The sequence below is a fragment of the Rhizobium sp. NFACC06-2 genome, assembly GCF_900101425.1.
Lineage (GTDB): Bacteria > Pseudomonadota > Alphaproteobacteria > Rhizobiales > Rhizobiaceae > Agrobacterium > Agrobacterium leguminum.
Window position 1 is genome coordinate 1 of record NZ_FMVA01000026.1, and the last position, 21,157, is coordinate 21,157.

The window sequence follows — 21,157 nt, forward strand, 5'->3', positions numbered from 1 at the left end:
GAAACACACAGTCCCACCGCCGCGGCAAGGACGCGACGGTACCCTTTCATTGGAGGCGCACCCGCGGGTTCTCGACGACGACGTCGGCTTCAAAAATATACCCGGCGCCACGTTCCGTTCGGATATATTTCGGGGTTGAGAGGCTTTGTTCCAGCTTGCGCCGCAGGCGCAGGATCAGCACATCGACGCTGCGGTCATAGATCTCCTGGTCATACATGCGCGTCGCCAAAAGGAGTTGCTCGCGCGAGAGGATCTGCCGCGGCGCGTTGAGGAATGCCATCAGCAGATTGAATTCACTGGCCGTCAGCTTGATGGTTTCGCCGGACGGATCGGTAAGGCGACGATGCCGCGTGTTTACGCGCCAGTTATCGAACGTGAAGATCTTGTTGGGTGCGGATCCCTTCCGCTCAGGCTTCTCGCGCATCGCGACCTTGACGCGAGCAAGAAACTCCATGAGGCTGAAAGGCTTGGCGATGTAGTCGCTGGCCCCCAGTTCGAAACCGATCACCTTGTCTGCTTCGTCGAGACGATCGCCACTGATGATGATGATGGGAATGTCGGACTTGGTGCTGAGGTTACGTACGATCTGCAGACCGTCCTCCTGGCGAAGATTCAGATCGACAATGACCAGATCAGCTTCCTGCGCCGCCATCTGCCACGTTAGCTGCTGGCTGTTTTCGACCGCCTTGGCTCCGAACGCATTCTGCGAGAGATAGTCGACCAGCAAATTTCGCATTGAGCTATCATCGTCAACGACAAGGATGTTCTTCATGACTATTCCTTTCCCCAATACATATTCGTTTCAAAGGAAGACAGTCACGAAAATTAAGGACCAAGACATGGTCCGACAACGCGCATCTGGCGCATGCCGCGATAACATAAACGTATGAGGACGATGGCGCAGCTTCTGAGCCCACCTCCCCGAAGCTGCACAGCAGCGGAAATTTCAGTTGTAAGAACGACAGTCTCAATCCTGTGGGTTTCGTCAGCCGAGCCGGCGCGGGTCTCGTCTAACGTTTGATCGATATTCGATAATAGATTGTTTTAAATACATTTTTTGAGAATTGCGGGCGAGCCGTCGGAGACAACGGTTGCTTTGCGCATCGCTACGATTACATCTGCAACCCAAGTAAAGTTGACACCCGCGCGCTTTAAAGGGCTTTTATATTCAAACAAAAATATTCAAAGATGTTGATTCATGAATATATTGCTATTTATTCGATACTTATTGTGTGCGTCAGTTTTAACGGGCAATAAAAATGCTCTGAATTGGTATTTAAGCTACGGATCAATTTTCGTATATACTTTTTTAATCGCTATTCAGCCGGAGCAAGCGCGTGCTGCGGTGTTCGAAGAACTCACAAACAACGAGGTCGTCGAAATGGAAGACGGGGCATCCGCCGATCCTCCCTCGTCATCTGAAAGAATGCCAGCTGCGCAGAAGACTAGGCTCGCGCAGACGCGAGCTCGGTCGCAATGGTCGAGCGCCATTCTTTTCGACATCGGTCGAGCTCCCGTGGGGCAACGGAAGAACATTGGCCGCTCCGCGCGCCAACCGGCTCTCGCCGCAACCGCGCCACGGCCGCTGTCGATGAAATTCAACTCGCGCCAGCAAAATATGCGCCGGATGACTGTCGCGGTAGGCCTGAACTACTCCGCCGCTGACAGCGTGAAACGCGCTCGGATCGACGGTAAGCTGTTTGCGGCGCTGTTCACAGCGATGATTCACCGCGAAAGCAATTTCGATCCCAATGCCGTTTCCCCCGTTGGCGCCCAGGGACTGGGCCAGCTCATGCCGGGCACGGCACGCGAACTAGGCGTCGAGAATGCTTTTTCCGCCAGTGAGAACCTAGATGGCGCCGCTCGATATCTGACGTCCATGCTAGACAAGTTCGGCTCCGCCGAGCTTGCACTTGCCGCCTACAATGCCGGGCCGGGCGCCGTACAGAAGTACGGCGGCGTACCTCCATACCGTGAAACCCAGCAGTACATTGTCGATATTTTCCATGCCGTCGGCCGTAAGCCAAGCTTTGCTGCCGATGCGTCATCGACGCCGGCAGGGAAGACTTTGGCTAGACGCAGATCCTGAGCCAGCAGTTCCCTCGAACTCGCCAGCCCCGACACCCCAAACAAGGCTGCCACACCCAAGAAGGAAATGGAAATGGCATCATTACACAAATACCTTCGCGAACTTGACTATGCAAAGCTGCTCTTCGCGACCATCATCTTTTCCATCGCCGCGGCGGAGCCGAGCTATGCACAGAACTTCTCTGGCATCCAAGCTTTCCTGACCAATGTCGTCAACGCAATCACGGGACCCATCGGCATTGCGATTTCCTCCATCGCGGTGATGGCGGTCGGCTTCTCGTTTATGACGGGTCGAATGGATTGGACGTTCGCGGTCTCTATCGTCCTTGGGATCGCAATTGTGTTCGGTGCCGCAACATTCACCTCCACTCTGACGAGGCTTTAATCCCGTCATTTTATAATTATCAGGGAGACAAGAATGCGGACACCTCTTTTCATCGGCCTCACCCGAGAAGTCACCTTTGCCGGGCTTCCGGTCATGTATCTTATTTTATTGATGATGATCTCGATGTTGGGTTTCATCCTGACTGGGTCCCTCACCTATCTCATCGTTGCTTCCGGCGTTGGATACACGGCGCTGAGGACACTTGCTGTGTATGATCCTAAGCTCATTGGAGCCTACATCTGCGCCATGCGGCAAACACGCATGAATCCCGGAATCCTGCGTGGAGACGGGATGGTGTATCGTGCTTGAGGCGCCTGCAACACGCTCGACAAGAAGCGTCAGAGACAAATGGGGGGATAACAGCCCGCTGCTTGTTGGAGGGCTACCATATCTCAGTGTCGTCGACGACAAAACGCTGCTGTTACGCGATGGCGATCTGATGGCATCATTCATTGTTGAGGGCATCAACGCCGACACGATTGACAGCCGTCACACTATGGATCTGTCCAACACAGTGTCACGCTTCATCGCGCAGCAGCGAGCCGACGTCGCTTACTATGTCCACCGCATCTCGGTCGAAACCCACCCGAGCATGCCGCCGATCACGACAGACCCATTCTCGGCGGAAATTGACCGCCGTTGGCAGATTTATCTCCAGACGATCGGTCTTCGAAACCGCATTACCATGGTAACGCTCGTGATCCGTCCTCCCCGCAAGATCAGCAAACTGCTGTCGCTCGTTCGCGGCAAGGAGGTCCACGGCCGGGAAGAACTTGCGCTGCGGGCAGCGAGGCTCGATCAGATGATCTCGGGCTTCATGGTAAGTCTGAATGACGCCAAACCGACGCGCCTGAAAATCTCTGATGGCCGTTGGCTCGGTTTTCTCAAGACGCTGATTTCGGGGAGCGACGCGATCGTCATTCCCGGACAAAAATTTCTGCCGGTCGCCGATCTCCTCGCCTCCTCGAACGTTGGGTTCCAGGGGCGTGTATTCACATACGAGGGAACAGCCAGTGAAACCCGGCGCTACGGAACGATAGTTTCTGTCAAGGATTATCCAAGTGAAACGTATCCGGGCATCTTCGATCGCCTGAACCTTCCCTACGATACGGTCGTCAGCCAAAGCTTCACACCAATTGACCCAATTGCCGCCCAAGGCAAAATTTCTCGTGTTCGCAAGCAAATGCGCGCGGCAGAAGATGCCGCAGTCTCACTGATGGCGCAACTCGAGGAAGCCGAAGACGACGTAGCGTCTGGCCGAGTGACCTTCGGCGACCACCATTGCAGCATAGCCGTGTTTTGCCAGAGTCTCGACGAGCTAGAAAACGCTATGAGCCAGGTAAATCGCGCTATGCAGGACGCGGGTGCTGCGATAGTTCGCGAGAACTTTGCGGCACGCGCCGTCTTTTTCGCCCAGCATCCGGGCAATTTTGCCTATCGGACCCGTCCGGCGATGATCTCGTCGCAGAACTTTGCGCAGTTCTGTGCTATGCACGGCGTTTCTAAGGGTAACCCTGTGGAAAAGAGCCCTTGGGGCGATTCCGTGACGATCTTGCCAACAGCCCGGGGCGAGACCTTCCGTTTCAACTTCCACATCGCCGGGGGTCACGGTCAAAGGACGGTTGGCCATTCTCTCGTGCTTGGCCAGACAGGCTCCGGCAAAACGCTTGGTACGGCGTTTCTGCTCAGCCAGGCGCAACGGCTCAATGCACGCACCATCCTGTTTGACAAGGACAACGGCTTTGAGATGGCCGTGCGCGCCATGGGTGGCTACTATTCAGCGGTCCGAATGGGCGAGGACACGCACTTCAATCCGATGCGCGCGGAATCCGATGCCCGCGGGGTCGCTTGGCTGGTCGACTGGCTTTCCGCGCTTGCGCAGAACGATGGCGCCAGGCTGACACCGGTCCAGTTGCAAGCGCTCAGCGACGCGGCCACGGCCAACGCAACGGCAGACCCACGCCTACAGAACTTCGAGGAATTCCGCAGCCAGTTGCGCGCCACCGATGACGACGGCGACCTTTACACTCGCCTCGGCCGCTGGGACGACACCGGCCAGTTTAGTTGGCTTTTCGGTGGAAAGGAAATGGACCGACTCGCCTTTAACAACCACATCACTGCTTTCGATCTGTCCGAAATCTTCGACAATGACATCGTGCGTACTGCGTGGCTGAGCTACGTCTTCCGCCGCATCGAACGGCTGGTCGAGGACGAACACCCGACTCTGATCGTCCTCGACGAGGCATGGAAGCTGCTCGACGATCCCTATTTCGAGGCCCGTCTCAAGGATTGGATGCTGACGATGCGAAAGAAGAATGTTGCGGTCGTCCTGCTCACGCAGCGCGTCTCCCACATCAAAAATAGCCGTGCTGGCGACGCCATTCTCGAAAGCGCAGTCACCCGCCTCGTCTATCCGAGTTCCTTCAATACGGAAGCGGAGCTGGCGCCGCTCAATCTTACCCCGGCCGAAAGCGCCTTCCTGCAGATCAGTAACGTCGACAACCACCTTGTTCTCTTGAAATCCGGCAACGACAGCGTTGTGCTTGACTTCGACCTGGGTGCCTTGGGCAAGGGACTAAAAATTCTGGGTGGCGGTCGCGGCGAAAAGGCACCTACCGGCTGGCGAGACCGCCCCGATTTTCAGATGGAGATGCTGCAATGACTCTCAGATGGACCGCGCTCACGATAATGTTGACGGCACTAGCCTCATGCCAATCTGTTCCAACAGAGCGGAGAAACAACTGCGCCTGCTTGTGGCAGGTGCCAGGATTCTCGAATGTACTAGGAGGGACCGTCGTATGAACCCAGTCTTGAGACTAGCCATAATCTTCAGTGTTGTGGGCGCGGCATCGGCCCCCTGGACAGCCGGCTTACCGAGAGCGCAGACCTTGATTGCCCCGTTGTCGGATCCGGTCATTGGTCGAGCCCCAAGCAGGCCGACCAACGCAAGCGAATCCTACGACGAGCGTGCTATCGAAGAGTTAATGAGGATGGTCGCGCTAACAAAAATTATTGGTGGCGGCGTTACTCAGCTTTTCGATTCAGCAGTAGCGCAGACGGCTGCTATCACCGGGCTGCGCGATGCGCAGATCGGACGACGAAATATACCTTTTCCTTTTCAGCAGGAGGATGTGGGGGGCCGAGATGGTGGTCCAGGCTTGCTGGAAATGGCCACTGGCGCACTTGACGACGCCGTCGACGCCCCTGAGGAATTTCGAGCGGCCCTGAGCCGCTTCAAGCAGACATACAAGCTCGATAAAGCGTTCGCACTAAAGAACGATCGCGCAGCAAGCCTTGCATTTGCAGCGCACGCATCTGCCCAGGGAGCGATTGCCGCTTCGACAGCCGAACAAAGCTTCAAGCGAGCTAACGACAGCATGTCCCGCATCAATGGCTATCTCCAAGCTTTGGACAACAGCAGCGATATCAAAACAAGCATAGACCTGAACACGCGCGTCATGCTCGAAATGACGCAGCAGATGAACGAAAGTCTGCGCACGCAAGCCGCGATCGCTTCGGTTGCTGGGACATATTTTATGGTCCTAGGCGGCGAAATAGGCGGCGACGACGCGTGGTCCAACCTTATCAATTTCAACAGGTGACGTCATGGGAATAATAGTAGACGTCATGAACCATATCGATCAAAGCGTGATCGAATACGCCGAAGATGTCTTCAATGCCGTCGCTATTCCGATCCGTAGCCTGCTACAAGCAATGGGCTTAGTCGGATTGCTGTTCATTGCAGTAAACACTTTAATCCAATTCAGGCAGATAAACTACTCAGAATACATGGGCTGGGGCATCAGATTCATTTTAATATACTCATTTGCTACGATTTGGGCGAACTTTAGGCTCATTTACGATGCTGTCAGCACGCTTCCCGATGAATATATATCGATTGTAATGCAGTATTTTTCAACAAGAATCACGACGCACAGGACAGATATACTAGATCCTAGCAAAATAAATGACATGTATACGGCGATGGACGAATTCGCGCACGCGATAATATGGATTGCGTGGGACTACATAAGAGATGTCTCGATTAATAATATTGGTAAAACCATGCGGAATTTGTTGATTGGCCTCGTGATCATTCTACTCGGCGCGATATTCACTGCAATATCAGCGATACTCGTGGCGTTCAGCAAGATCGGATTTGCGGCAGCAGTTGGATTGGCTCCCTTGGCCATTGTCCTCCTTATGATGGAACAGACGAAAAATTACTTCGAAACCTGGCTTCGGTTTACGTGCGGCTTTTTATGCATTCCACTAATAACAGGGATGTTGATGGCGCTTATTTTTTACATTGCAAGCGCAATGCTCACACAGTCCGATGCTGGCAGCGACAACAAGGATGCCTATTTCTACTTTCTATTTATGATGGCAGCAGCAGTTATAATGCTGTCGCAGGTGCCGACAATGGCGTCAACTCTGGGAGGCGCTTCAGTTGCCGCTGTGGGCGCGAGCATGGCGAGTAGCCGAGGTATGATGAACAATGCTCGCAAACTAGGCCACGCTGCCCAGCGCGTTAGAGATGGTGCAGGCGTGGCAAATCAAGCGAGACGAAATGGCGCAGGGCCAGGCGGCATCGCCATGGCGGCCATCAGTGGTATGCGGCAAAGCGCATTGAGCAGGGGTAGTCGCCGCGACCAGCGTTTGGCGAGCCGCATGCATGAAAAGCCAAAGGTCAGCGAGAAAGATGTAGCAGCCGCGACTAATGCAGCCGCGACTAATGCACCCGCAAATAAAGTACCTGCCGCCTCGAGCGCTACGAACACGGATCTAAAGAAGCCCCAGGACAAAACCGTCGGCCAAATGCGCGTAAGCGATCTTGCAGACATGCTTAAAGCCGCTTCGGCAAGAAATCAGGCGACAAACAAAACATCCGGGGACAAGGGTTCCGAAGCAACCAGCACCTCAGACAAAACCAATGAAAAGAACGCGGCGGAGCAAAATCGGTCCTCGCAGGCACTTAAGGAGGCGGCCAGCACGAAGATGCAAAGTGGAGAAAAAGATATCCGCTCGGCGTTGGAGCCAGGCAGTCGAGCAGGACCCGAAAAACGAGCTAGCTCGCAACATCCTAGCGGCAACTCGGCTCCAAAGACAAAAGACAAGCCTGAGGATGATTAACGATGACCCCGCAGTTCTTTGAGAAATTGTTTGCTCCGACAACTGTTGAACGCCCAGTGGTGGAGTCCGACGCACATCACGCTTTTGAAGACGAATTGTTTTTCACGCTTCGACAGCAGCGCGATGATTGGGCAAAAGTCGCAGTTGGTTCCGCGCTCGCCTGCCTATTAGGCATGGGTTGCCTGATAATGATCCTACCACTCAAGGAGACGGTCCCTTTTGTCGTGATGGTGGATAAGACGACGGGCGAAGCCGAGAAATTGGTCCAGGTTCGCCCGGCTTCTCTAGATCAGCAGGACGCCGTGCGACAAGCTGAACTAGTGTCTTACGTCATCGATCGGGAGACTTACGATCCGTTAGACAATTCGGTACGTATTCCCGACGTGATGCGGCGCTCTTCCGAGAATGCTTCTGCGACGTTATCTCAGCTCTGGTCGTCTTCCTCGGACCAGTATCCCCCGACTGTCTACGGCGAAAATATCCGCGTCCGTGTCAGCGTGAAATCTATCTCGATAAATCCCGCGACTGAGCGCGGCGCCAGCGATGTCGCCCGCGTCCGGATCACCAAGTATCGTGAGGAAAAGGGGCGCCAAATCGCCGAGCGCAGCTTCGTTGTTACCGTTGGCTATCTATTCCAGCCGAAGGAACATGCGACGCTTGCGGACATTTGGAAAAATCCACTGGGTTTCATGGTTACTTCGTACCGGATCGACGCCGAAACCTCCGGATAGCTCTTGAATGAAGATGGCCTGTATGATTCAAAAATTTCTTTCTACTTTATTTTCTACGTTTTTCCGCTGCAGCTTTCGCCGGCAGTATTCTCACAGAAACGATCCAGCCGACTGCATCGTCTCACCGTCTAATCGGCGCCGGCCTCGATTCCCGATTTTCCAAGCTGACGGATGCAGACCTAAAGATGGCACCATGTCCGCAACTTCCTGCTTTCTGATTGCCCGGAAGCGTCCCGCAAATAATTGCATCCAAGGAACTTTTAAATGTTAAAGAAAACTACATCAATCCTCTTGGCTTGCACCGTCGTGGTTCCGGCCCTTGCTGCTGAGGAGGTTCCGGCGCCCGCGGCCGCAACCTCTCATTCGCCTGCCGACGCCTCCCCCAAGCCCCCCCCTACCTCGACCGCCGTCGATCCAAGGATCAGGACGTATGCTTACGACGAGAAGAAAGTGTACCGGCTCGACCTTCACTTGAAGTCGGTCACGGCGTTACAGTTTGCCAACGGCGAGGAAGTTCAGTCGATCCTCATTGGCGATAGCTCCTCTTGGGAGGTGGTGAAGCTGAAGAGCGGCAATGTCGTCAGCATCAAGCCAATAATACCGGCCGCAACGACGAATATGACAATCTACACCGACAAACGCGTCTACTCTTTCGACCTGCGCTCGAATGGAACAGCCGCGTCTGGAAATGAGGGCGTGACGCTGTTCCGGACGATGTTTACCTACGCCGACGAGAAGAAACCTAAGCCTGTTCAAAGCGAAGCGAACATCGACCCGGTCAACACCGACTACCTAGTGTCAGGAAAGGCCAAATTTCGTCCTGGATGGGTTCAGGACAATGGCCGGCAGACGACGTTCTTCCTGCCGCCGGGAGCACAGCGCCCGGCAATCTTCAAGGTTGGGGCAGACAAGAAGGAAGAGCTCGTAAATTCCCGCACACGCGGGAACTTGGTCATCGTTGACGGCACGAGCGATTTTTGGGTGATGCGTATTGGTGACCAGTTCGTCTGCGTCGGCGCAAAAAGTGCCGTCAAGCAGAAAGCCGGTTTCATGGGCCGCTTGGAGATTGTTGATGCGCGATAACGAATTTAGTGCAAGTTCAGAAAATCAGATCAATCTCGAGCGGGACCAGCAGGTGGCTGACAGGCGCGCGCGCCAGCGTAGCGACGCCGGGGGCGCGAACAGGAAACTCATCATGACGGGCGCTCTGCTAATCACTGGCGGCCTCCTTGTTGTCGTCATCGCCGGCCCATCCGCCGCCCTGCAAATCTTCGGCGTCACGTCTGTAGAAACGCAAAGAACGTCGCAGATTGACCTCAAGGTAGATAAGGAAGCAAACGAACCGGTGAAGCTGGATTTCGTTGTTCCGGCCGATCCGGTCATCGAGACGCGGGAGGAGAACCCCAACGTTGGCTTGAGCGAAAAATTAAAAGAGCTTCAAGCGCAGATCGCGCTCATGGAACGCAACCTCCAGCCTGGCGCGTCTAACGAGCAGATCAAGAAAATGCTATCCGACTATAACGCGTCGGTCACACGGCAACTGGAAACTCATCGCAAGGAAATGGCGGAAGAGAACTCCCGTCTCAAGGCGGAAGCCGATCAGGCAAACGAATTGCGCCGGCGTGCGGAGGAGGCCGCGCGCCGGCAGGAGGAAGTTCTGAAACAAATGAGAGACCTAGACCAAAAGCAGCGCGAATCCGATGCCGTCGTTGTTGATGAAGGTGACGATGATGATTCGCTCGCGAATGATCCCGAAACAGACGATCTCACGGTTGAGCTTGACGGGAATAGGCGCTTTTTGAAGACTAACGCAAAGAGTGTCGTTGAGACGTCAATATCAGAAGATCTCACCGAACCTTCAAGCATGGTTGTCCAAGGTACGATTATCTCAGCCGTTTTGGAAACCGCGATCGACACAAGCCTGCCCGGCAGTTTGCGCGCGCAGATAACGGAGCCGGTCTACTCGTTTGATGGTTCGCGGGTTGTGATGTCGGAAGGCACCATCCTGATCGGTGAGTTCAACAACGACGTGAGCTTTGAACAAAAGCGCGTGATGATCGCGTGGAACCGCGCCGTAACACCAGACGGCAAGTCGATCGCGCTCGGCTCGATCGGAACCGATCGGCTCGGCCGCTCCGGCACGCTCGGCAATGTCGATAACCGCTACTTTAAGAAATTCGGTGCGGCCGCCCTAATCAGCACGATTTCTGCCCTACCGACTCTACTAGAGGCGAGCGGCGGTGATTCTGATTCCGAAAACGGTTCCCGCACGAACGTGACCATCAATCCGGGGGGCAATGCCGCAAGCGAAATCGGCAATGGTATCGGAAGCCAAGCCAGCGAGGTGCTGGGCGAGTACCTGTCACTGCCACCCCTGATCCGCGTCCCTCAAGGCGAAGAAATCCGTATCTTCGTGAACAGGGATCTTTTGTTCACATGAGCCATCATAACTATCACAACAACAGCCATCATGAGAACGAACAAAAGAATGGGGTAGAGGCTGGGCATCACGACCGAGCCCACCGCCCGCGGGAGATTTCCTATGTTGAGCAATATCTAAGCCCGCTAAAGGACTACCTCACGAACGACATGATCAACGAAGTTGTCATCAACCCAGACGGCTCAATCTTTGTCGAGGCATCGGGCGCTTCCCATATGAGGGAGATCGACGTATCGCTTTCCGCACATGCGATCAAACGCCTCGGCGCGCAGCTGGCCGGTGAGACACGCAACACGCTCGGAGCGCTAAATCCGATCGTTTCCGGCCGCGTCAACGTCTGGGGCTTCCCACAGCGGGTACAGGTCGTGGTGGAACCTGCGGTCGAGCATGGCGTGTCGTTATCGATCCGCAAGTATATGACAAGGGCGCTCGACAGCCAGCATATCACCTTCGTTAATGGCGGACAAATCCGCATCGATGAGGAGCGCCGCGAGCGTCATCGCAACATTCTTGCCCTGGCCGAAGCCGGAAACCTGCAGGAGCTCTTCCGTCGGGCGATCCATGAGAACTTTAACATCCTGATCGCCGGCGGCACCTCCTCCGGAAAAACCACGGTGGCGCGGTCCCTAATCGAGATGATGGACGTCAACGAACGGCTAATCACCATTGAAGACGCACAAGAACTTTTTCCGCCACACCGAAACCAAGTTGGACTGGTTTCTGATCGCAAGGCGAACTCGCCACGTATGCCGTCAAAGCTCCTCGAAAGCTGCTTGCGCATGCGCCCGGATCGGATAATTCTCGGGGAAATCCGCGGCACCGAGGCTTACGACTTTTTGGAGGCGATCAACACAGGCCACCCCGGTGCAATCACGACCATTCATGCGGATAGTCCCGCTCTGGCATTCGACCGACTAGCGCTGATGGTAATGCGCTCTGGTATCAAATTGTCACATGGCGAAATAATCTCCTACGCCAAACGGACGATCGATCTCGTCATTCAGGTCGGCCGCCGCAACGGCAGGCGCGGTGTTCTCGAAATCTATTTGCCCACGCAGGACGGGGGCCATCCATGATGCAATCAGTGAAGAAGAAAGTGGACCGCAATGGCTGAGGGTATTGACCGACGGACAGGACAGGAACTCGGCTTGGACGGCCAGTATGCTGGCAGGCCCGCCTTCCAGATCGTCAACGACGCACATCATTCGTTCCTTTTGCTGACAGGTCGGTTGATCAATCTCGAATACGGCTCGTTTGGAGAAGTCTTCAAGAGAGATCCGGCTTGGCCTCAGATAAACGTGGAACGAAGGGCCATTGCGGAAAAACTCTTGACGCTCGGAGGCAACGCGCTCGACGCAGCTGACTTATCGAAAAAAATCCGTCACTTGAACGAAGTCATCGACAAGATTGCTGCGGAGTGAGCCATTGAACGAGCTTTTCGAAAATTTTCAATCCGAAGGTCCGCTGGCAATGTCAAAGGACATCGCGATTTCGATTTTTGAAGACAAGATTATACCTGAGCTCGGCGTTAAGGCGCAAAGAGGACAAGGTTTAGAGCGACCGACCTGCATCATGGTGGCCGGAGAGCCTGGTGCGGGTAAATCCACAGCAATCAAACAGGCCGAAATGGGCCTGTCGGGACCGACGCAGAAGTGCTGTGGTGATGACTTTGTGGCTTATGTCCCGGGCTACTTGGAGCTTGCGAAAGAAGACCCTAATAGAGCACTGTCTTATGGCAGAGCCGCAGATCCAGGTTTTGCAGTAGAACTCTTAAACCGCGCTGCGCGCATGAGGTGCAATGTGATTAGGGAGCATGCAATACCGCACTCAAGTGTTGCCGTCGGGAAAAACTGGAAGGACCAAGGGTATCGGACTGAATTACATGTTATTGCGACGCCAAGCTACCAAAGCTGGGCGGGTGTTGTGGCTCGGGCAGACACGGCGCTGCGGAACAGTAACCATATCGGAACCAACGTTGTCATGAACCGTAACAAATACGACGCTTGCTACGGAGGATGGGCCTACGCCGTTTTCGAAGCTGAACAGAAGAAGCAGTATGATCGCATTGTTATTACCCGACGAGACGGCATCATCGTGTATGATAACGAACTAGTGCGGCAGCATGACGGGAGCTCACGGTGGAAATATAACATGCAGGGACTTGATAGTTTTTTTCTTGAGCGACACCGGAAGGTCGACGACAAGGCACGCGAAGAAACGATAGAATTGTGGGAAAAAGCTAGACTTAACAGTGATTTGCAAAAACACTTTGGATCGTACATCAACGTAAAGAGCTATCACGAAAGGTACGCCGAATACCTGCATGCCCCCGCCAGTCGCGTCGATATTTTTAACCTGACAGAAAAATATACGGTCGACGATCTAAGTGCTTGGAAAATGCGAATCGGACGAGAACTTCATTTCTACAGCGAAATCGCTAAAAATTTTCCTTTGTCTCAGGAATTCAATGCGAAGCTTCGGTTATATCGTGACGCCACGTTTGGTATCGCCGATCAACGCCTACGAGCGCCAACTCATCGCCTCGCCGGAACGACGCAGATCGCACATTTTGGACAAGGTCCTCAATCCCTACAACTGGCCAACCGAAAACGCGATCTCGGTCAGTTTACACAGGCAAGCACCGAAACGGGGCGAAATGGACTTTCGTTGAAAAGACTGAGACCATCGTCACATTTCCATGATGTCGCAGAGCAACGTTCGGCTCGTGGTCACCCTCCTCGTACCAACCAGGTGCAGAGCGCTATGCCAGCAGCAGAAAACCTGGATGCCAGTCGGGCGATAAAAGGAAGTAACCAACGACCTGCGCTGGAGGCTCGTAGTCGCGCCGCAGAGCGCGATTTCTGATTTGCGAACTTTTTTTCTTCCGGCTGGTACTTATCGCCATTTCCGGAAACAACATGGCGCATCAGAAGACCGGGGTGCCCGTTGTAGGCTTTACAGCCTTGTCTGCTACCTTTCCAAGCTCGTGCGGTCCCGATCGCGGGCATGCGCAGCGTCGAGTTCCTTTTCAATGTCGGAGTTCGTTCTCAGCGAACGGGAGCGCGGCTGAGAGGTTCCCGGCTGCTGCACTTTGACCAAGCGGTTCATGGTACCGTCCGTTCGCATCGGAGGCCGGTAGACGTCCGGCCGCAACAATTGTGTATGTGACAACGCGGTAGAGCGAGCAGCGTTCGAGGCGCTTTTCGGAGCGGTGATGGAAACTAGCTTAACCTCCTCCCTCGACGCTTTGCGCATTGATAATATTACAATCTTCCGACTACCATCCTGCGTCTTCGCGCTTAAGGCTGGATCAAGATAGATCTTCACTTTCTCGTCCGGGCTTTTGCCTACATCACCGTCTTCCGAGGCCACATCAGGGCTGTGCAAGCCCTCGATCGACGCGGAGGGGTTCAGTGTGGAACCTGATAGGCTATGCTTTAAAGTTGGCAAAGCGGAAGACTGAGCAGTCAATCCAGGCGAGAGATGTCGATCTTGCGCAGCCGGCCACGTCGGATCAACAAGACCGGCCAGCAGTTCTCGCTTGAAATTTGGATTTTCGTCGAGTCCTTCGAACATTTCGTCTTTGGCTATGGTAGCATCCGACACACCGGAGTCGGTCGACCACGCGGAAAACCGCGACGTCTCCATAACAGCGGGCTGGTGAGCGAAAGCCGACCCACTGAAAGCGCTGCTCCGGCCTGAGCCGGGCCAAGCCCGAAAATTCCCTTGAATTGTTGAAACGCGAAACGGATCGTCCATCCCCCCGGCAAGTAGCTGATCAGACATGTAGGTCGACGATGGAGGGACATTGATAGCAGCGGTCGGTAGTTCTGGAGGCGATGTGCGATGGACCTGCCGGAGAAAGTCGCTACGGCCGAGGTCGCCTTGGATGAGTGGCCGTCCGATTTGGTCGCTGGTAACCTTCTTGGCAGCAGCATGATGCTGACGCGCAGGTAGCGGCGGCAAGGGTTTGTCAAGTCGATTTTCAGGCTCGTCCTTCCGACTGAAGACGTCCTTAACCTTTCTTAACAAGCGTCTTAATCTTTGCTCTTCGGCCGCCACAAAAGTTCCTTTCGCCGCTATTCAATCCAGTTGCTGGCTTCTGTAGCCATCCAATTGCAGATGTCTGAGATGCCGCATTTCAAGTTCACCCTGCACGAAAGCTTTCAGCGCGAAGCTCAGTACGCGCCACCTCGATTATCTCTTCAAGCAATGATTGCCATTCTTCTTCGGTCACGCGCATCCGATCGGAGAGGAAACAGCTACCTCGCAGAAATTCGGGCGGCCACGTTTCCGTCGCTCGCTCTGTAGCGACACGCGTCGATTCCCAACGGGTCATGATGTTTCCTTCCGTCCGATCTCTGAATTCTGACAATTTCTTGCATCGTCCTGGATTAGGGCGAGATATCCACCTTGCGTCACCGGCTACGGCCTTGTGGGCGGCGATCCATGCCACGCTCCATCGCTGCCGCGTCTTGAAGCTCTGCTCGGCTCAGGCGACTACGTTCGTCGGATGCTACTGGCGAAACAGGAGAGGTGGGTCCATTTAAAGGCCCAACGCGTCCATGCTTGTCGTCCGGTGACTTGTCTGCCATTTGTTGAACCCCTTCCCGTGTGCACCTCCAGAAGCGCGGCTTGTATGCTCCATCCGAGAGCAGCACCCGCGCCAGGCCAGCGCTTAGCATCCGTTTTTTACTCCGGCTCGGATGGTACTTAGCAGCACCCAAGCTCGTAAAGTGTATTACAATTTCAGGTGTAATCTGCCCTTATACGTTTCAAATCTCGCGAGCCACGCCAACCTCACGGGTCTGCAGGGAGATGATTCGGTCGAGTAAAGCCTGCTGCGCGGCGAGAGCGCGAACTGCTTCCTCGCTCGGGGCTGCAGGCTCCGGTTCGATGTAATAGGGCTCCGCGGGGGCGGCGCTAACTTGCTCCTCGCTATAGCCCCATTCTACGCCGCCGTCGCCTTCCCCACCGACAGGCTGGTCATCCTGTGGCTCACCTTGATACATTGGAAGATCAACCGCACCCGGCATGACGTACTGCACTGACATAGCTGGCGACGCTGCGGGTTCGAGGATGGGCTCCGGCTGCGAAGCGGGTTGCGCAACGAACTGGGCGTGATCGATGGGAGCCGGCTCCGGTAGCGGTCCCTTTTGTGCCTCAAACAACTTCTTTAAAATACGGTCTGAATAATATTTGACCTTATGGAGCTTCACAGGCGGCTGACCTTTGATCAGGACAATCTCCGTAGCGTCATCAATGATGCGGACCTGCTCCGGTCGTAGCAACTGCGCGCCTTGGTTCGAAATAGAAACATTGGTGTCAAACATGTTGCTTGTACTGTAGGATGTCGACCTCTCCTTGAAAGTATATTCTCCGATCGATTTTGAAATATAAGTTGGCGTCTCATCGTCGGCCGTCGCCATGAAGACCTGCAACCCAGTATTACTAAGAAAATTTTGCTTGCCGGTTTCTTCGTAGGCCCCTGTCAGGGCTGACAGGCTTTGGATAATGAACATAAAGCGGCCGTTGTAACCAGCGATCGTGGTAATCGCAGTTTCGATCAATTCCAGTTTGCCAAGATGCTTGAACTCGTCGAGCAAGAACAGGACCTCGAACGTTTCGTCTTTGCCCGGCATGGTACGCTGTAGGATTGAGACGATCTGTTGGAAGAATAGCCGCACCAGTGGCGCGATCACCTCGAGATCGTTTGGGCTCACGCACAGGAAGATCGATGTCGGATCGCGACGCAAATCGTAAATCGAGAAATCCGAGGTGGTTGTCGCAGCCTTGATGAGCGGGTCGGCCCAAAGGTTGAGGCCCCCGTCGCCGAGCACCGAGGTATAGGACGTGAGGATCTTGGTATCGTTGCCGGCCATGTTGTCGAAAATGCGCTGCGCTTCGACGTTCTTCGTCTCCGCGGCCAGCTGTGCAAACATTTTGTACTTCTCGCCGGGCTGCGCGAACAGGTCATAGACGGCGCCGATTGTCGGTGTGCCACGCTCAATGCACGCAAGGATGCCCGCGACGAATAGATCACGCGCGCCATCTATAAAGCCTTCCGAGCCCTTGCCCTTGGCCTCGATCAAATTGTGGGCGAGACGACGAGTTTCGCTGAAGCGGCGATCCTCCGGCATATTGACGAGGTCTAGAACCGGGTTGTAGCAATGCGTGCGCCCCTGCGGATCAAAGGGAGAGAACTTATAGACGCGGTCGCCACGGGCAAGGCGAGAACGCGAGGTCATCTCGAAGAGTTCACCCTTCACATCAAGCGCTAGGATCGAACCGTCGAAGGTCAGGAGCGTTGGGATGACAATGCCCACGCCTTTGCCGGCGCGCGTCGGTGCGACCACGAGACTATGTGGCTGGTCCCCGTTGGTCAGATACCGCCCGAACCCGCGCGGTCCGGATGTCTTGCCGAAGATCGGACCGTTGATGCGGCTATACTTCTTAATGTACCCACCCGAAACCAGCTCCCCGAATCGCGCCCAACGCGCCGTGCCATGATGCTGACTGTTCCGAAGGAGAAAGGCTGCAAGGACCAGAGTGATGAGAACGGCCGTGAAGGCAATTATCCATAGGCCGCGGATGAAAACCTGTGTGGCATAGCCTTTGTAGAGAGGCGTCTCCCACCAGTAAGCGAGCAAATCGAAATTCTCTAGAACGGAAGGGTTGAAGCCGTTCTGAAAGCCAGCGTAAAGCGTTGCTAAGAATAAGCCGACAACAATGCCAAAGCCCAATCCAAAAAGAAGTGTCTGTAATTTTCCCTTCGTGTCCATCTCACAGATCCCGCTGGTCCCATTTCTCTCGGTTGCGGATCAACGCGAGCTATCGTGATCGCGTTTTCGGGGGTTCTTCCTTCTCGTCATTTCAACGCCCATTGCGCGCGCATCTCCGCTGCCACCTTGGTTGCCCGGCGCGTCGGTCGACATCCGCCCCTGGATTGTTGCAGCGCCCAGTTCCTGCTCTCGGCGATACTGGGCGCGGGTTACTGGCCCCTGACGCTCCATGCTCCCAATTGGCGCGCTTTCTGCCGGTGGGTTCACCGTAAAGGTGAACGGCAACTGCTGTGGATGCGAAGAGGAGTCCGTCACGTTGATGGGTCGAACGTTCGCCGCCTCCCGAGCAGCTTGAGACCGCGTTTTGACAACACGCTCAATGTCGTCTCCCCGGCGACGTGCCCGAGCCACCCTGCGCGCCTCCTCTCGCTCCGCATTCTCGCGGCGCAAGCGCTGAGCGCGGGTCTCGATGGAGCTATATGCAGCTTGCGTCGCGGGATCCGTTTCCGTCTGAAGCCGGCGAGCGCCACGAGCACCGGCACGGGCGGTTTCGGCTTCGTTCCGGCGTTCTTCATCCACCTCTCGACGTCCGTCCCTTCCGCGGCGACGCTTTCGCGCGTTGCCTTCATCGTTGAGAACATCGCGCTCCCGCAGCCCCCGAGTATCCTCACGCTGGCGCGCCTGCTGCTCGGCCACTTCACTAAATCTCCGTTGTCGCGATCTGCCGTGGGCCGCGCTATCACTCCCCATACCGGTGTCGTGCGCCGGCGCTCCATCGGTGGCCGCCTCGGGTATGAACCCGGTTTGCGCCTGATCCGGGGTCGGGTCCCGCAGTGGCAGGAGCGGCTCAGAACCGGCCGCATGAACGGTGTCGCCTGACGGTCGGAATTCGGAGCCCCCGCCACTGCTCGATCCGCCTCCGGAGGTGGGCGCTTGCTGCGCGGCCCGCATAGCCCTTAGCTCGATCGTCGCGGGGCCGGGCCCGCCCTCTTCGGGGATGCCAGCCTGCTGTTGTGCAAGATGATAGGCTCTTTGCAAATCCCGCAAAGAGCCTGCGTCTTTCAATGTCGCGACGTCGAACTGAGATTGGGCCGGCTCGTCGGACGCTTGCTGTCCCCGAGGGGCCATGCCACCACCCGCAACCATAGCTGACTTTTCCGCCTGGTTGTCTGTATCGATTGGTCCGTTTCGGTGGACTTCCGCTGCCGCCTTGGAATTGGGCCCGTTACCGTCCGTACCAGACGAACCGTCGCTGTTATCCGATTCATTGTCGTCGGAATCATCGGGATTCAGGTAATTGGTGATTTCGTTCTCGGGCCAATGCTCTCGCAGAAGGACGTCTTCTCGCGCCCGGGCGTGCGTTTCCGCCTCCGTCAAAGGACCAGCTTCCTCCGCCCCCTCACGTTCGGCCGCTTGTGCCGTCGGGTGCGCATTCATGATGCTCCTTTCACGCGCACGCATGTAGGTCTGCGCGATCGACGTTGAGCGTCCCGGTAGACCCCGGGCGGCGCGCGACGTGGCTTCAAGATCGATTCCATGATGACGGGCCACAGTGACGAGTTCTCTACGCATGAGGTCGTAGTTCATCAACTCGTTGCCGGGGGCCACCCACAATAGGGGGTGCCCCCCTCGTGAGCGATCCTCATTGAAGGCACGGCGATTGACGATGACATGTAGATGAGGATGCTCACGGTCAGTGTGGAATGCGGTGACGTAGTCAAACTCAAGACGCTCAAGCGTTCCCGCAAGTGTCGTGCCGAACATCAAACGCGCCCATTCACGACCCGCGCGGCGGGCAGCGTCTTGATAGGCCTGCCTTCTGTTTTCTGGATCGTTTACGACGTCATAGCCGGGCGGCGCGAAATCACGGAATCGAGGAAAAGACACAACGATGTGTGACGTCATGTCCTCGTCGCCATCGGAAACAAGTTGGCCTTCCACATAGTTGCCATGCTGGCCGGCCCATAGCCGAGCCCACTCCTCCAGCTCGCTATACGGCATGATCGCGTTGCCGTGACGCGCGGAAAATTGAAGTTTTACGTGCCCACTGCGTGTTAGATATGTCCATTGCGAACAAATTCGCGAGACTGTTCGCGCGCCACCTCCACGCACGACGTGAATGATTGCCTGGTGTGCCATGATATCATACCGTCCCGAAGAACCTCACCGCTTTGTACATTATGCTTTCGCGGCGTCCCTGAGTTGTAGCTTGCCGTCAAGGCGGCGACGCGCGATATTTAGCATCGACATCAGCGTCGCATCTAATCGCGCAAACTTGTAGCCAAAGGACGCGTGCAGCGCCTCGAATTCTTTCATATCGACCTTGCCGCTTTTTGTGTAGGAATCGTTCAGATCGGAGATATTTCGGGAGATGTCACCGATCGCTCGGAGCATTTCCTCAAGGCAATCCTGGGTACCGTCGTTAACCTCGAGAAAGCCCCCGATCCTGCGGGCCGCGATCCGTAGCGCCATGTTGCTGCTCAAGCCAAGCGCACTCGCCTGTTCGGCGAACGCCTCAAATTCCGCCTCTCTCAGTCGAACGCTGACAATCTTGTATCCGCGCAGATCCGACGGTTGCTTGCGTCCGTGGACAAGGGTGGTCGCCACCTCCTCGGGCAGCAACATTGGTTCTTTATACGACATTCGAAGATCCAATAAATTTCGCGAGATCAGTCTATCAAAAAACTTCACGCCAATGACAATTAGGTTGCAAGAAATATCTGGTCATGGTCAACATAAAATTCAATATTTCCAGACATTCCTATTACAACTGAAATGAATTATACCGTTAAATCTGTCTAATCACTATTGAATCGACCTTATACACTCTGTACGAATAAACACTATTACATATTTACTGCTGTATTCCGCCAAATTTCAAAAATCGACGGGAAGGTCATTGATGAAGCTGATCACATGCTGCTCGTTTAAAGGAGGTGCGGGTAAAACCACGGCATTGATGGGACTGTGCTCCGTCTTGGCGATGCAAGGAAAAACCATTGCTCTTTTCGAGGCCGACGAGAACCGCCCGTTGACGCGATGGAAAGAAAACGCGGTCAAGCGCAATACCTGGGACGATCGATGTGAGGTTTTTGTCGCTGACGACCTGCCGCTACTTGAAAATGCCTATGACGAAGCCGCCGCGCGAAAATTCGACTATGCCTTGGCCGACACGCACGGTGGATCAAGCGAGCTTAACAACACGATTATCGCGAGTTCGAACTTCCTCCTCGTGCCGACAATGCTAACGCCACTCGACGTCGACGAGGCACTTGCGACCTATCGCTATATCATCGAGTTACTACTCAGCGAAAACCTAGTCGTTCCGACGGCGATCTTGCAGCAACGCGTTCCGATCGGCCGCCTTACGACGTCGCAGCGCAAGGTATCCGACATGCTGACCGCGCTGCCTTTGACCAAGCAACCAATGTTTGAGCGAGATGCCTTTGCAGCGATGAAAGATCGGGGCATGCTGCATCTTAGCCTGCGCAACGCCCGCGTCGATCCCGGAATGCGGCTAATGCTGCGAAATCTCGACGCAGCCATGGAAGACCTCCGGCTTCTTTCCCACTCCATGCATGAGGCACTGGAGCAGTAA

The 21,157-nt window shown here is 55.2% G+C and carries 19 protein-coding genes; 13 read left to right on the forward strand and 6 right to left on the reverse strand.

Features of this window, described 5'->3' with window-relative positions:
* Window positions 1-46: 46 nt before the first annotated feature.
* On the reverse strand, window positions 47-772 hold the full coding sequence (locus F3H58_RS25845; RefSeq protein ID WP_149744274.1) for a response regulator: 726 nt from the start codon (window positions 770-772) through the stop codon (window positions 47-49).
* Window positions 773-1,198: 426 nt separating this feature from the next.
* On the opposite strand from F3H58_RS25845, the gene F3H58_RS25850 reads away from it, so the two are divergent.
* From F3H58_RS25850 to F3H58_RS25905, 12 genes are all read left to right on the forward strand, one after another.
* Complete coding sequence (locus F3H58_RS25850) at window positions 1,199-2,089, forward strand: lytic transglycosylase domain-containing protein (RefSeq protein WP_286170129.1); 891 nt, start codon at window positions 1,199-1,201, stop codon at window positions 2,087-2,089.
* Window positions 2,090-2,161: 72 nt separating this feature from the next.
* Window positions 2,162-2,473 carry a TrbC/VirB2 family type IV secretion system protein gene (locus F3H58_RS25855; RefSeq protein ID WP_149744275.1) on the forward strand — a complete coding sequence of 104 codons (312 nt, stop codon included), beginning with the start codon at window positions 2,162-2,164 and terminating at the stop codon, window positions 2,471-2,473.
* A 33-nt stretch (window positions 2,474-2,506) separates the two neighbouring features.
* A complete protein-coding gene (locus tag F3H58_RS25860) occupies window positions 2,507-2,782 on the forward strand; it encodes a VirB3 family type IV secretion system protein (protein WP_149744277.1) in 276 nt (91 codons plus the stop codon).
* Window positions 2,775-5,135, forward strand: a complete 2,361-nt coding sequence (locus tag F3H58_RS25865) for a VirB4 family type IV secretion/conjugal transfer ATPase (protein ID WP_286170130.1) — start codon at window positions 2,775-2,777, stop codon at window positions 5,133-5,135. The genes F3H58_RS25860 and F3H58_RS25865 overlap by 8 nt, the downstream gene beginning before the upstream one ends.
* 226 nt (window positions 5,136-5,361) lie before the next feature.
* A complete protein-coding gene (locus tag F3H58_RS25870; RefSeq protein WP_188129075.1) occupies window positions 5,362-6,075 on the forward strand; it encodes a type IV secretion system protein in 714 nt (237 codons plus the stop codon).
* Window positions 6,076-6,100: 25 nt separating this feature from the next.
* A complete protein-coding gene (locus F3H58_RS25875; RefSeq protein WP_188129076.1) occupies window positions 6,101-7,606 on the forward strand; it encodes a TrbL/VirB6 family protein in 1,506 nt (501 codons plus the stop codon).
* A 2-nt stretch (window positions 7,607-7,608) separates the two neighbouring features.
* Window positions 7,609-8,337, forward strand: a complete 729-nt coding sequence (locus F3H58_RS25880) for a VirB8 family type IV secretion system protein (RefSeq protein ID WP_286170132.1) — start codon at window positions 7,609-7,611, stop codon at window positions 8,335-8,337.
* Between the two features lie 264 nt (window positions 8,338-8,601).
* Window positions 8,602-9,420, forward strand: coding sequence for a TrbG/VirB9 family P-type conjugative transfer protein (locus F3H58_RS25885; protein ID WP_149744280.1), 819 nt, complete (start codon window positions 8,602-8,604; stop codon window positions 9,418-9,420).
* Entirely contained in the window at window positions 9,410-10,777 is a 1,368-nt protein-coding gene (locus F3H58_RS25890; protein ID WP_286170135.1) for a TraB/TrbI/VirB10 family type IV secretion system protein, read from the forward strand. The genes F3H58_RS25885 and F3H58_RS25890 overlap by 11 nt, the downstream gene beginning before the upstream one ends.
* Window positions 10,774-11,853, forward strand: a complete 1,080-nt coding sequence (gene virB11, locus F3H58_RS25895) for a P-type DNA transfer ATPase VirB11 (protein WP_149744281.1) — start codon at window positions 10,774-10,776, stop codon at window positions 11,851-11,853. Before F3H58_RS25890 ends, virB11 begins: the two co-directional genes overlap by 4 nt.
* A 30-nt stretch (window positions 11,854-11,883) precedes the next feature.
* Window positions 11,884-12,198: a hypothetical protein gene (locus F3H58_RS25900; protein WP_149744282.1), complete on the forward strand. Its 315-nt coding sequence runs from the start codon at window positions 11,884-11,886 to the stop codon at window positions 12,196-12,198.
* 4 nt (window positions 12,199-12,202) lie between these two features.
* A complete protein-coding gene (locus F3H58_RS25905; protein ID WP_149744283.1) occupies window positions 12,203-13,642 on the forward strand; it encodes a zeta toxin family protein in 1,440 nt (479 codons plus the stop codon).
* A gap of 105 nt (window positions 13,643-13,747) precedes the next feature.
* Here F3H58_RS25905 and F3H58_RS25910 read toward each other — a convergent pair whose 3' ends face one another.
* The 5 genes from F3H58_RS25910 to F3H58_RS25930 form a co-directional block, all read right to left on the reverse strand.
* Window positions 13,748-14,839, reverse strand: a complete 1,092-nt coding sequence (locus F3H58_RS25910; protein ID WP_149744284.1) for a hypothetical protein — start codon at window positions 14,837-14,839, stop codon at window positions 13,748-13,750.
* Window positions 14,840-14,924: 85 nt separating this feature from the next.
* Window positions 14,925-15,116: a hypothetical protein gene (locus F3H58_RS25915; protein ID WP_149744285.1), complete on the reverse strand. Its 192-nt coding sequence runs from the start codon at window positions 15,114-15,116 to the stop codon at window positions 14,925-14,927.
* A 436-nt stretch (window positions 15,117-15,552) separates the two neighbouring features.
* Entirely contained in the window at window positions 15,553-17,559 is a 2,007-nt protein-coding gene (gene virD4, locus F3H58_RS25920; protein WP_149744286.1) for a type IV secretion system ATPase VirD4, read from the reverse strand.
* Window positions 17,560-17,598: 39 nt separating this feature from the next.
* The gene (locus F3H58_RS25925; protein ID WP_188129077.1) at window positions 17,599-19,560 is read right to left on the reverse strand and encodes a relaxase/mobilization nuclease domain-containing protein; all 1,962 of its coding nucleotides are present in this window, start codon (window positions 19,558-19,560) and stop codon (window positions 17,599-17,601) included.
* A gap of 177 nt (window positions 19,561-19,737) precedes the next feature.
* Complete coding sequence (locus F3H58_RS25930) at window positions 19,738-20,202, reverse strand: DNA mobilization endonuclease VirD1/MobC family subunit (protein ID WP_149744288.1); 465 nt, start codon at window positions 20,200-20,202, stop codon at window positions 19,738-19,740.
* Between the two features lie 259 nt (window positions 20,203-20,461).
* On the opposite strand from F3H58_RS25930, the gene F3H58_RS25935 reads away from it, so the two are divergent.
* Complete coding sequence (locus F3H58_RS25935) at window positions 20,462-21,157, forward strand: conjugal transfer ATPase VirC1 (protein WP_149744289.1); 696 nt, start codon at window positions 20,462-20,464, stop codon at window positions 21,155-21,157.

Excerpts from the sequence above, each read along its gene's own strand:
- F3H58_RS25845 (WP_149744274.1), bottom strand. The coding sequence starts at position 772 with ATGAAGAACATCCTTGTCGTTGACGATGATAGCTCAATGCGAAATTTG.
- F3H58_RS25850 (WP_286170129.1), top strand. The coding sequence starts at position 1,199 with ATGAATATATTGCTATTTATTCGATACTTATTGTGTGCGTCAGTTTTA.
- F3H58_RS25855 (WP_149744275.1), top strand. The coding sequence starts at position 2,162 with ATGGCATCATTACACAAATACCTTCGCGAACTTGACTATGCAAAGCTG.
- F3H58_RS25860 (WP_149744277.1), top strand. The coding sequence starts at position 2,507 with ATGCGGACACCTCTTTTCATCGGCCTCACCCGAGAAGTCACCTTTGCC.
- F3H58_RS25875 (WP_188129076.1), top strand. The coding sequence starts at position 6,101 with ATGAACCATATCGATCAAAGCGTGATCGAATACGCCGAAGATGTCTTC.
- F3H58_RS25880 (WP_286170132.1), top strand. The coding sequence starts at position 7,609 with ATGACCCCGCAGTTCTTTGAGAAATTGTTTGCTCCGACAACTGTTGAA.
- F3H58_RS25885 (WP_149744280.1), top strand. The coding sequence starts at position 8,602 with ATGTTAAAGAAAACTACATCAATCCTCTTGGCTTGCACCGTCGTGGTT.
- F3H58_RS25890 (WP_286170135.1), top strand. The coding sequence starts at position 9,410 with ATGCGCGATAACGAATTTAGTGCAAGTTCAGAAAATCAGATCAATCTC.
- virB11 (WP_149744281.1), top strand. The coding sequence starts at position 10,774 with ATGAGCCATCATAACTATCACAACAACAGCCATCATGAGAACGAACAA.
- F3H58_RS25900 (WP_149744282.1), top strand. The coding sequence starts at position 11,884 with ATGGCTGAGGGTATTGACCGACGGACAGGACAGGAACTCGGCTTGGAC.
- F3H58_RS25915 (WP_149744285.1), bottom strand. The coding sequence starts at position 15,116 with ATGACCCGTTGGGAATCGACGCGTGTCGCTACAGAGCGAGCGACGGAA.
- virD4 (WP_149744286.1), bottom strand. The coding sequence starts at position 17,559 with ATGGACACGAAGGGAAAATTACAGACACTTCTTTTTGGATTGGGCTTT.
- F3H58_RS25925 (WP_188129077.1), bottom strand. The coding sequence starts at position 19,560 with ATGCCGTATAGCGAGCTGGAGGAGTGGGCTCGGCTATGGGCCGGCCAG.
- F3H58_RS25930 (WP_149744288.1), bottom strand. The coding sequence starts at position 20,202 with ATGTCGTATAAAGAACCAATGTTGCTGCCCGAGGAGGTGGCGACCACC.
- F3H58_RS25935 (WP_149744289.1), top strand. The coding sequence starts at position 20,462 with ATGAAGCTGATCACATGCTGCTCGTTTAAAGGAGGTGCGGGTAAAACC.